Here is an 11,806-nt window from a genome sequence, read left to right as displayed (position 1 = left end):
AATGATAGTAATATCAGATGATAATCATGCTCTCATTTATTCTTTCGACTTATCACGATACATATCTTCAATTTCGTGTTGATAGCGATCATTAATCACTTTACGACGTAATTTTTGGGTCGGGGTCAATTCCCCGTCATCCATAGAGAAGGCTTTAGGCAACAGTTTAAACTGTTTTACCTGCTCAAATTTAGCCAATCCTTGTTGTAAATCATGAACTCGCTTTTCAAACATTTCCACCACTTGGCTATGTTTGATCAGTTCAAGACGATCGTGATACTTAATATTTAGCTCTTTCGCATAGCTTTCCAGCGTATCAAAACACGGAACAATCAATGCAGAAACAAATTTACGCGTATCAGCAATCACGGCAATTTGCTCAATAAAGTGATCTTTGCCTATCGTGCCTTCAACCAATTGAGGGGCAATATATTTACCGTTCGACGTTTTCATTAACTCTTTAATGCGATCAGTAATAAAAACGTTACCGTGTTCATCAATATGTCCGGCATCACCAGTTTTCAAAAAGCCGTGCTCATCAAAACTATTGGCGGTTTCTTGCGGCATCTTGTAATAACCACGCATCACCATCGGTCCACGGACTAAAATTTCATTATTTTCCCCGATCTTAAGCTGCACATTCGGCATAGTGATACCAATAGAATCAGGATTAAACTGGTGATCATTCCAACAAGAGACGGTGGCTGTGGTTTCCGTCATGCCATAGCCCAATTTGACATTAATGCCAATCGCATGGAAAAAGCGTCCAATCGTTTCATCCAATTTTGCACCACCACATGGCATAAAATGGATTCGTCCTCCCAGTAGTGCTCTTAGCTTAACTAATACCAATTTATCCGCAAGCTGATAGCTACGCACTAACAACCACGACGGTTGACGATTTTCTTGACGACACAAAGCCATTTTGGCTCCCATATTCACCGCCCAAGTAAATAAGGCTTTACGATGAAATGGCGCTTTGGCTACTTTTTCATGGATAGCAGAGAAAATCTTTTCGTAAAAACGCGGTACAGCACACATCACCGTAGGACGAACGTCACTCAATGCCTCACGCACTTGAGATACATCTTGCAAATAAACGTTGGTCGCCCCTTTATATAGAACATAGCAACTCCACGCACGTTCAAAGACATGCGAAAGCGGCAAGAAACACAAAGAAACATCCTGATCGGAAAGATTTAACCGTTGATCATGCCCTTCTAATTGAGCACCAATATTACGGTAATCAAGCATTACTCCTTTAGGCTGGCCAGTCGTGCCCGAAGTGTAAATTAAGGTATAAAGATCATCATAGTTAGCCTTTGCTAAACGCGCTGATAGCTCGGCTTGCTGAGCAGTAGAACCTTGAGCAATAAAATCACTCCAAGTAAAAGCATGACAAAAACTCTGTAAATCAATGTCATCATTCATAGCGATGATTAATTGTAGAGTCTCACATTGTGCAAAAATAGCGAGGGCGGCATCGTACTGTGCTTGTTCACCGACAAACAACACTTTGACATCGGCATTATGCAAAATATAAGCGCATTGCTCAGCTGTATTGGTGGGGTAAATTGGCACCGTTACCAGTCTTGCTTGTAAAGCAGCAAAATCGGCAATCGTCCATCGTGGCATGTTGGGGGAACAAATCGCGACTTTATCTTGGATATCTAAGCCTAACGATAATAAGGCTAAGGACAGTTGATCGATTTGTTGACCAAATTGATGCCAAGTAATGCCCTGCCAAGTTTTATCTACTTTATGTTGTAATGCAATACGATTGCCACCGCGAGAAACTTGCTCACGAATACAGTTAACGATATGAAAATCTAAATTGACCATGTCTCTTACCTATGGCTTACACTTGTAAGCTATTTTTTGAGCGAACAAGTGTACATTTAACCGTTGAAAAGACAATGGCACGGTATCAAACTTTTACCAAAAGATTGTCTCTGAAAATAAAAAGAACTTCAGGTTAAGGCTTTCCCTAACCTGAAGTTCACGTCTCAGCAAGGTTATTTACGATAAAGCAACGACATTGCCACAAGTCATCATTAATTGGTCACGTAACCAAATATGGCCTTTGTCTTTTTCACTTGATTCGTGCCAGCTTAAATAGCCACTGATACTTGCATGATCAAATGGAAAATCTAGAATTTGTAACTGCTCTTTATTCGCTGCATGCTCAACGACCCAACGTGGAGCAATCGTCACAAGTTCTGACTGACCAACAACGTAAAGTACATTGCTCAAGCTCGTTCCTTCGTAGTTGGCTTGGCAATCTAATTCACGATATGCCTGCTCAGAAAAACTACGTTGACCATGAACTTTTGACAATTTAGCATGTTGCTCGCTGGCCAGTAACTCGCGAGTGATCGTACCTTGAATTCGTGGATGAGATTTGGCAGCGACCACCACCAGCTCATCTTGAAAAATTTCGGTGCTAGAAAAACCTTGTTCATCAAATCGAGCATAGTCAATAACAAAATCAATCTCTTGATAACGCATACGCTCAGCTAATTGACGATCAAACTCCGCATCAAGATGCAATTGAACGTGAGGCGCTTGTTCATGAATCGTCGCCATGATTTGTGGTGCAAAACGAATATCACAAGGACTACAAATCGCTAGTTTGAATAAACGAGTCGAGGTCTGCGGAGAAAAAACCGAACTTGGTAATTCGTTACGAATGAGTTGTAGTGCTTGGCGAATCGGACCAAACAATTGACGAGCACGCGGTGTAGGTTGAATCCCTCGTCCTTGACGCATAAACAATTCGTCATTAAACATTACTTTTAAACGCGCAACCGCATTGCTCACTGCAGGTTGAGACATGCCTAAATTATGGGCTGCTCGAGTAATATTTTGCTCTTGCATCACCGCATCAAACACCGTGAGTAAATTTAAATCAACGCTACGCAAAGTGCTTTCCATTCGGTAACTCGCAATTGCGCTCATTGGATCTTTTTTGTTAAGCATAAAGTACGCCTCTTTTTTTATTATCATCCACATCAATGTTCACTGTAATGAGTGGTAACCCATCTCAAGTAAAAAAAGAATGCAGAAGTATTTATTACCCAGATAATTTCTGGTGAGACCTACTATCAACGATTCATTTAACTAATAGCAATAGGATTGAGAAAAAGTCAGTAAATTTTACCCAAAGCAAATAACTGGCCTTTAAATTCAACAATTTAGTTTTTTATAAAAAAAGATAAAGTTTATTTTCTGGTGTTTTTTATAAAACATTGACCCCGCGAATACTTTAAAACACAAACAAAAGCTAATATTCACCAAAGAAATATCATTGGAGGTAAGAATAATAATGTGAATTAATTTAATGCGGCATAGCTAGGAAAATCGACTTGCTTCCAAAGCTGTTGTGATAATTCAGAGTGGCAAGCCCAATGGCCATTGAGCAACCAATCAACGATCGCGCACGCCACATCAGGATAATGAACACGTTCAATGTCTTGTTCATCGAGCCATTCACTGATCACAAAAGCATCCAATGAATTCATACTTGCCGCAAGTCCAAGTAACTCTAAAGTCGCCACATTACTTTGTTGTTCAAATTGACCAATAAGTGGCTTTAAAAGGAGTTTTTTTCCTAATGATAATGCTTCGGACGGCAATTCAAATCCACCATTAGCAATTACTCCGCCACAGCGGTGTAAATCAATCTGAAACGCTTGATGAGACAGAGGTTTTAAATGAAGATTATTCAGTGTCGAACTCTGATTGATACTAGGGTGATAACAGACAAAGGGTTGTTGAGTAAAACGAGCCAGTAATTCACACACTTGATCCAAGTCTTCAAAAGGCAAATAAACCAAAATAAACCCTTGATTACTAATAGATTGACTGGATGAATGAATGATTGGCGGTAAAATGGGTTGATTGAAATGGTACCAATGTAAAGCAAGATAATAGTTAGCCGGAGAAAAGTACTGCATGATCGATTTATCCAACCAGCTAGCACCTTTAATCGGAACAGAATAACGAAATGCATTCTGGTGACTGAGGCTAATTGACATCACTCCTTGTTGTTTGGCAGCCCAAGCTGTGACTGGCTCAAAGTCGTTAATCACAAGATCATAGCCGCTAAGATCGAGGTTTTTTACCTCTTGGTAATATCGCCCCAGACGATTTGCATAAAGCGTTTTTAAATAGCTAACCTCGCCCTGTTGAGATACAAAAGTCAGACCATACCGAGTCTGATAATGACCAAAGCACTCCATCGAAAAGTAACGTTGGGGATCTCGGCCTGAAAATAGGAAATCCACCTCGATATTACGTTGCACAAAGGCATCCGCCATCGCTCGTGCTCGGGCAATATGTCCATTTCCCGTCCCTTGAACACCATAAAGTATTTTCATAATAATCCACTACCAAGAATCGTTACAGCCATGACCACAGAGAGATACCCCAACAACGCACCAGCAACAACATCCGTTAAAAAATGAACACCTAAGACAATACGCGAACCGCCAATCAATCCGGCCCAAATCAGTGCCGCAGGATAAAGACTCGGGTAAAAATACCCAATCAGTGTTGCCATTAAAAAAGCGGCGGCGGTGTGCCCAGATGGTAAGCTGTAACGATCAGAGGGAGTAATAGCAGCGGTCAAACGAGGAGAATAGTCTTGTGGCCTGCGTCGTTGGACAGCATTTTTGACTATCCAATAAATCGGTAATTCCATAGCAAAAGCGAAAATACCAATAAGAAAAAATTGACGGCCATAATTCCCATCGAGTCCCCATGCTAACAAACCTAATAGTAGATAAAGATGACCATCTCCCGTATGGGAAATAGCTTTACTGACTGTCGTTAACGATGAATGTGTTCGATGCCGTAAACAGTATGTCGACAAGGCCAAATCTAATTTAATCAGTGGCTCAATGGTGCGCATGATCTATTCCTTGCTTAATCTATCCAGTACTCATCGAGCATAGATAAGGCAAATGACAACACCGTGATCCTTTGTTTGAAATTAAATGACAAAGCAAACTGACTCGCACGGCTTATCATCGTGGTTAATCAATAAAAAATCCATTTAAGGGTTGACGAGTTCAGTGGAGTGCGGTACTAATTTGTTAACTTAATCGTGTGGAATGTTAATAATGATATTGCGTATTTCTCTTCTGCTAGGCCTACTTCTGATCGTGAACCAATCGCGCGGGTAGCTTGTGGAAGAAAAATAACACACTGATTACATAGAACCCGCACAGAGATGCGGGTTTTTTTATATTGATATTCAGGAAGTCAACCAGAAACCATCGGCTTAATGCAATGCTAAGACCCCAAAAACATCAGTCTAGCTAAATTAAACCGACAAGGCACAACACAATCAGGGAGCAAACATGAGTGATCAGGTCATTATCTTCGATACCACATTGCGTGATGGCGAACAGGCGTTATCAGCCAGTTTAACCGTCAAAGAAAAACTACAAATCGCTTATGCCCTTGAACGCTTAGGAGTTGATATTATTGAAGCCGGATTTCCCGTCTCCTCTCCTGGTGATTTTGAATCCGTACAAACCATTGCTAAACACATCAAAAATAGCCGAGTCTGCGCCCTTTCGCGTGCCGTTGCGAAAGATATCGATGCTGCCGCCAAAGCATTAAAAGTCGCCGACGCTTTTCGTATTCATACCTTCATTTCAACATCCACCATTCACGTACAAGATAAATTGCGCCGCAGTTACGATGACGTGGTAGAGATGGCGGTACAAGCCGTAAAACATGCCAGAAACTATACCGATGACGTCGAATTTTCCTGTGAAGATGCAGGACGTACCCCTATTGATAACTTGTGTCGTATGGTAGAAGCGGCGATCAATGCTGGGGCTCGCACCATCAACATTCCCGATACCGTTGGTTATACAGTACCCAGCGAATTTGGTGGAATTATTCAAACGTTATTTAATCGGGTTCCCAATATCGACAAAGCGATCATTTCCGTCCATTGCCATGATGATTTAGGCATGTCGGTGGCCAACTCCATTGCAGCCGTTCAAGCTGGCGCAAGACAAATCGAAGGCACTATCAATGGTATTGGTGAGCGAGCTGGCAACTGCGCTCTAGAAGAAATCGCCATGATATTGAAAACTCGTCACGATCTACTGGGAGTTAAAACCAATATTCGTCATGAAGAAATCAGTCGGACAAGTAAACTCGTCAGTCAACTTTGTAATATGCCTATCCAAAGTAATAAAGCGATTGTCGGAGCGAATGCATTTAGCCACTCATCAGGTATCCATCAAGATGGGGTATTAAAAAATAAGAATACCTACGAAATCATTACCCCTGAATCGATTGGTTTGAAAAACCAAGCGCTGAATTTGACCAGTCGTAGCGGTCGTTCGGCCGTGAAAAGTCATATGGAATCCATGGGCTATCATGAACATGAGTATAATTTAGATGCGTTATATGAAGACTTCCTCAAATTAGCCGATCGAAAAGGTCAGGTTTTCGACTACGACTTAGAAGCCTTAATGCACTTTTCAAATCTACGTGAAGAAGATGACTTCTATAAGTTGAATTATCTTAGTGTGCAATCTGGAAGTGTCATGGCCACTACTACAATTAAACTCAAGTGTGGAGATGACGAACACTGCGAAGCCGCCGTCGGTAATGGCCCGGTTGATGCACTCTATCAATGCATTTATCGCCTAACGGGTTATGACATTGTATTGGACAAATTCGACTTAACCGCAAAAGGTGAAGGTGAAGACGGACTTGGTCAAGCAGACATCATTGCTAACTATAACGGTAGAAAATACCATGGAACTGGCGTGTCTACGGATATCGTTGAGGCCTCGGGTCAAGCTCTACTTCATGTGATCAATAGCATTCATCGCGCAAACCAGATTGACCAAATTAAACAAAAGAAAAAAGTCGCCACGGTATAACCTCCCACAACGACTGATTAGCAAACACAACTTAATAAAAAATTAGACAAAGGACGATCATGACAGACAAACACTACCGCATTGCCGTTTTATCCGGCGATGGCATTGGACCAGAAGTGATGCAACAAGCCGAAAAAGTGCTTGATGCTATTGAACAAAAGTACTCATTCACCTTTAGCCGCGAACATCATGATGTTGGCGGAATCGCCATTGATAATCATGGATGTCCACTACCAGAGAGTACTCTCAAAGCGTGTGAAGAAGCCGATGCGGTATTATTTGGTTCTGTTGGTGGTCCCAAATGGGAGCACTTGCCGCCCAATCAACAACCCGAACGTGGCGCACTACTGCCTTTACGTAAACATTTCCAGCTATTTTGTAACTTACGTCCAGCGCAAATCCATACTGGATTAGAGAGCTTCTCACCTCTACGTGCCGACATTTCTTCACGAGGCTTTGATATTGTTGTCGTTCGTGAATTAACCGGAGGCATTTATTTCGGTCAACCGAAGGGACGTGAAGGAGAAGGAGCTAATGAAAAAGCCTTTGATACTGAAGTCTATCATCGTTATGAAATCGAACGTATCGCAAAAATTGCTTTTGAATCGGCTCGCTTACGTCGTAAAAAAGTTTGCTCGGTAGATAAGGCTAACGTTTTACAAAGCTCTATTTTATGGCGTGAGGTCGTTGAAAAAGTTGCGCAGGATTATCCTGATGTTGAACTTTCTCATCTTTATATAGATAACGCGACTATGCAACTTATCAAAGATCCGGCTCAGTTTGATGTGATGTTATGCTCGAACATTTTTGGTGACATCATTTCCGATGAGTGCGCAATGATCACCGGTTCAATGGGGATGTTACCTTCAGCAAGCCTTAACGAGAGTAACTTTGGCCTTTATGAACCAGCGGGCGGCTCAGCACCAGACATCGCGGGTAAGAACATCGCTAATCCTGTCGCACAAATTCTTTCCGCGGCCTTAATGCTACGTTATAGCTTAGGTGAAGAACAAGCAGCACTGGATATTGAAAATGCCGTGTCAAAAGCTTTATCCGCCGGAGAACTGACGGCCGATCTTGCAGGCAACAAACCGGCGCTCTCTACCTCAGAAATGGGCGATAAAATCGCTGGTTATATTTTACACTCATAATAAGTCGACTCGTTAATGATACGAGTACACTATGCAGCTCAAAGAGCTCAAGGAAGAAGCAATGTCATCAGCAAAAACGTTATATGAAAAAATTTATGATGCGCATGTGGTGGTTGCCGCACCCGGTGAAACGCCCATTTTGTATATCGATCGCCATTTGGTTCATGAAGTAACCTCACCGCAAGCCTTTGATGGATTACGTGAAAAAGGGCGTTCGGTACGCCAAGTCAGCAAAACCTTCGCAACCATGGACCACAACGTCTCTACTACCACCAAAGACATTAATGCATCAGGGGAAATGGCGCGGATTCAAATGCAAACCCTTGCCAAAAACTGCGCAGAATTTGGGGTGACCTTATATGATATTAACCATAAATATCAAGGTATTGTTCATGTCATGGGACCAGAACTTGGCATCACGCTACCAGGCATGACGATTGTTTGCGGTGATTCACACACCGCGACACATGGTGCTTTTGGCTCACTCGCGTTTGGTATCGGCACTTCAGAGGTCGAGCATGTCCTCGCGACCCAAACCTTAAAACAAGGCCGAGCCAAAACAATGAAAATCGAAGTGCGTGGTAAAGTCGCTCCCGGCATCACGGCTAAAGATATTGTGCTGGCCATCATTGGCAAAATTACCGCTGCGGGTGGCACCGGTTATGTGGTTGAGTTCTGTGGTCAAGCTATTCAAGATCTTTCTATGGAAGGGCGAATGACAGTCTGCAATATGGCAATTGAACTCGGCGCAAAAGCTGGCTTAATTGCCCCTGATGAAACGACCTTTAATTACATTAAAGGTCGCAAGTTTGCGCCACAAGGCCGTGATTGGGATGACGCTATAAAATACTGGCAAACACTAAAAACCGATCCAGATGCGAAATTTGATGCGGAAGTGATCTTGGATGCCAGTGAAATCAAGCCACAAGTGACTTGGGGAACCAATCCCGGACAAGTGATTGCCATCGATCAACCGATTCCATCACCGAACGACTTTACCGATCCCGTTGAGCGTAACTCAGCAGAAAAAGCATTAGCTTATATGGGGTTAGAAGCTGGGACAATGCTCTCTGATTACAAGGTGGATAAAGTGTTCGTGGGTTCATGTACCAATTCACGTATTGAAGATATACGAGCAGCAGCGTTAGTCGCACAAGGTAAAAAAGTAGCTCCCCATGTTCAAGCCTTAATTGTACCGGGGTCTGAGCAAGTAAAAGCACAAGCTGAAGCAGAAGGCTTAGATAAGATTTTTATTGAAGCTGGATTTGAATGGCGATTACCCGGTTGTTCAATGTGTTTAGCCATGAATAACGATCGCTTAGCGCCGGGAGAACGCTGCGCTTCGACTTCAAACCGTAACTTTGAAGGACGTCAAGGCCGTGATGGTCGAACTCATTTAGTCAGCCCTGCGATGGCTGCCGCCGCCGCTATTAGTGGGCACTTTGTCGATATTCGCCAACTTTAATTCAAGGAGAACACCATGTCAGGATTTCAGCAACATACCGGATTAGCCGTTCCTCTTGATGCCGCCAACGTGGATACCGATGCGATTATCCCCAAGCAGTTTTTACAAAAGGTCAATCGCACTGGATTTGGCAAGCACCTTTTTCATGACTGGCGCTTTTTAGACGATGCAGGTGAAAAAGCTAACCAAGAATTTGTCATGAATCAGCCTCGCTATCAAGGAGCGAGTATCTTGCTTGCCCGTGAAAACTTTGGCTGTGGCTCTTCTCGAGAGCACGCGCCATGGGCATTGGCCGATTACGGCATCAAAGTGATGATCGCCCCAAGTTTTGCCGACATTTTTTATGGTAACTCGATTAATAATCAGATGATTCCGGTACAACTGACTGATCAAGAAGTGGATGAACTGTTTAGCTATGTTCAACATACTGAAGGAGCAACCATCAGTGTTGATCTACAAAGTTTGACTGTTTCGGCTAACGGCAAAACCTACCATTTTGAAATTGACGATTTTCGACGTCACTGTTTATTAAATGGCTTAGACAATATAGGCCTCACGCTACAACATGAGACAAAAATCGCTGAATATGAAGCAAAAATACCGCGTTTTTTAGCTTAAATAACCTTTAGCTTAGCTAACTCAACGACTATTTGAAAAAGGGCTGCCTAGGCAGCCCTTACTTTTTAAAGCCGTATTTATCTTCTCGTTTGAACTACACTGTCTGCTGGCAGCATTCTGCTTTTTCTCATTAAGGAATCTATGAAATATTTACTATCGCTTTTAACCTTATGCTGGTCATTATCAATCACCGCCGCACCCAAATCAGAACGATGGGACTATTGGGATCAAAGTAATCAATTAAACTCACAAGAGGTATCCCATCAAACTTGGCAACAACTGCTTGATAGTTACTTATCTCAACAAGGCATGCACACTGTTTTCGATTACGCCAATCTACAAACCTCGGACCAAGAAAAATTACAAGCTTATATTAACTCCCTGACAAGGCTAGATCCAAGAACACTAAATAAGCAACAGCAGTACGCTTACTGGATAAACTTATATAACGCACTCACTGTCAAAGTAGTCATTGATCATTATCCTGTATCCTCAATTACCAAGATCGGTGGCTGGTTTCGCTTTGGACCTTGGAATCTGCCATTAATAGAAATCGCTAATCAAAAGCTGACCCTTAATGATATTGAGCATCGAATTTTGCGGCCTATCTGGCAAGACGCAAGAATTCATTATGTGGTCAATTGCGCCAGCCTTGGTTGTCCCAATCTCCAACCTGAAGCATTTACTGCAGATAATATTGAGCGTTTACTGGAACAGGCTGCTTATGAATTTATCAACAGCGATAAAGGCGTTAATATCCATAATCAACGTTTGATTCTATCTTCTATTTATCAATGGTACGCTGAGGATTTTGGTTCACAAGATGAATTATTGGATCACCTTATTCGCTATCGTCCAGAGCTAGCTAATGATGAAAGAATAACGCGACGTTTTCGTTATGAATATGATTGGCAGTTAAATCGTAAATAGCAAAAAGCCTCTGTATTACTACAGAGGCTTTTCAAATGAGTACCTGGCGATGTTCTACTCTCACATGGGGAGACCCCACACTACCATCGACGCTGTTTCGTTTCACTTCTGAGTTCGGCATGGAATCAGGTGGGTCCAAAACGCTATGGTCGCCAAGTGAATTTTTATAGCTCAAGCTATTGAATCACTGGTGCTGATACCCAGAATCGAACTGGGGACCTCATCCTTACCAAGGATGCGCTCTACCGCCTGAGCTATATCAGCAGATCTTTTTTAAACTGCTAGTCCGCTTATTATCAGCGCTAGAGTCACTTCTTCTCGTAAGAAGAAGTAGAAATAAAAGCCTGGCGATGTTCTACTCTCACATGGGGAGACCCCACACTACCATCGACGCTGTTTCGTTTCACTTCTGAGTTCGGCATGGAATCAGGTGGGTCCAAAACGCTATGGTCGCCAAGCAAAATTTTGTCTGGAACAAAATTTAACGCACTTTAGTGCGGCCCGTAGGGTCAACTACAGGGATGTAGTTGATAAATTCAATTCCTAAATCTGGAAAGCTGTTTCTCGTTCTCTACACATTCAATGCACTCAATTGAGCCCACAAAACCCCTTCGGTGTTGTATGGTTAAGCCTCACGGGCAATTAGTACAGGTTAGCTCAACGCCTCACAGCGCTTACACACCCTGCCTATCAACGTTCTAGTCTCGAACAACCCTTTAGGACACTTA

At 42.5% G+C, this 11,806-nt stretch carries 9 protein-coding genes, 1 tRNA gene and 3 rRNA genes; 5 read left to right on the top strand and 8 right to left on the bottom strand.

Going from position 1 to position 11,806, the window contains the following annotated elements:
* Positions 1-36: 36 nt before the first annotated feature.
* The 4 genes from AACS00_RS14225 to AACS00_RS14210 form a co-directional block, all read right to left on the bottom strand.
* Complete coding sequence (locus AACS00_RS14225; protein WP_110167794.1) at positions 37-1,842, bottom strand: AMP-dependent synthetase/ligase; 1,806 nt, start codon at positions 1,840-1,842, stop codon at positions 37-39.
* A gap of 177 nt (positions 1,843-2,019) precedes the next feature.
* Positions 2,020-2,979, bottom strand: coding sequence for a transcriptional regulator LeuO (leuO, locus tag AACS00_RS14220; RefSeq protein WP_072671487.1), 960 nt, complete (start codon positions 2,977-2,979; stop codon positions 2,020-2,022).
* A 353-nt stretch (positions 2,980-3,332) separates the two neighbouring features.
* Positions 3,333-4,379, bottom strand: a complete 1,047-nt coding sequence (locus AACS00_RS14215; RefSeq protein ID WP_110167793.1) for an MJ1255/VC2487 family glycosyltransferase — start codon at positions 4,377-4,379, stop codon at positions 3,333-3,335.
* On the bottom strand, positions 4,376-4,912 hold the full coding sequence (locus tag AACS00_RS14210; protein WP_110167792.1) for a phosphatase PAP2 family protein: 537 nt from the start codon (positions 4,910-4,912) through the stop codon (positions 4,376-4,378). Before AACS00_RS14210 ends, AACS00_RS14215 begins: the two co-directional genes overlap by 4 nt.
* 451 nt (positions 4,913-5,363) lie before the next feature.
* Between AACS00_RS14210 and leuA the strand changes: the two genes are divergently transcribed.
* The 5 genes from leuA (at position 5,364) to AACS00_RS14185 (ending at position 11,078) form a co-directional block, all read left to right on the top strand.
* Complete coding sequence (leuA, locus tag AACS00_RS14205; RefSeq protein ID WP_110167791.1) at positions 5,364-6,914, top strand: 2-isopropylmalate synthase; 1,551 nt, start codon at positions 5,364-5,366, stop codon at positions 6,912-6,914.
* Between the two features lie 59 nt (positions 6,915-6,973).
* The gene (gene leuB / locus AACS00_RS14200; protein WP_110167790.1) at positions 6,974-8,065 is read left to right on the top strand and encodes a 3-isopropylmalate dehydrogenase; all 1,092 of its coding nucleotides are present in this window, start codon (positions 6,974-6,976) and stop codon (positions 8,063-8,065) included.
* Positions 8,066-8,126: 61 nt separating this feature from the next.
* A complete protein-coding gene (gene leuC / locus AACS00_RS14195; protein ID WP_110167880.1) occupies positions 8,127-9,530 on the top strand; it encodes a 3-isopropylmalate dehydratase large subunit in 1,404 nt (467 codons plus the stop codon).
* A 15-nt stretch (positions 9,531-9,545) separates the two neighbouring features.
* A complete protein-coding gene (gene leuD / locus AACS00_RS14190) occupies positions 9,546-10,148 on the top strand; it encodes a 3-isopropylmalate dehydratase small subunit (RefSeq protein WP_110167789.1) in 603 nt (200 codons plus the stop codon).
* A 141-nt stretch (positions 10,149-10,289) separates the two neighbouring features.
* Positions 10,290-11,078 (top strand): DUF547 domain-containing protein, encoded by a 789-nt coding sequence (locus tag AACS00_RS14185; protein ID WP_110167788.1) that lies wholly within the window; start codon positions 10,290-10,292, stop codon positions 11,076-11,078.
* Positions 11,079-11,119: 41 nt separating this feature from the next.
* On the opposite strand, the gene rrf (AACS00_RS14180) is transcribed toward AACS00_RS14185, so the two are convergent.
* The 4 genes from rrf (AACS00_RS14180) to AACS00_RS14165 all read right to left on the bottom strand — a co-directional run.
* Positions 11,120-11,235 (bottom strand): 5S ribosomal RNA (rrf, locus tag AACS00_RS14180).
* A 31-nt stretch (positions 11,236-11,266) separates the two neighbouring features.
* Positions 11,267-11,342: transfer RNA gene (locus AACS00_RS14175), tRNA-Thr, on the bottom strand.
* A gap of 78 nt (positions 11,343-11,420) precedes the next feature.
* Positions 11,421-11,536, bottom strand: a 5S ribosomal RNA gene (gene rrf, locus AACS00_RS14170).
* Positions 11,537-11,699: 163 nt separating this feature from the next.
* Positions 11,700-11,806, bottom strand: a 23S ribosomal RNA gene (locus tag AACS00_RS14165); the annotation flags it as partial.

The organism is Vibrio sp. 11986-1-5, from assembly GCF_963878025.1.
In the GTDB taxonomy this organism is placed as follows: Bacteria; Pseudomonadota; Gammaproteobacteria; order Enterobacterales; family Vibrionaceae; genus Vibrio; species Vibrio injensis.
The sequence above is the reverse complement of the archived record's forward strand: the minus strand, read 5'-3'. Positions and strand labels throughout refer to the sequence as shown.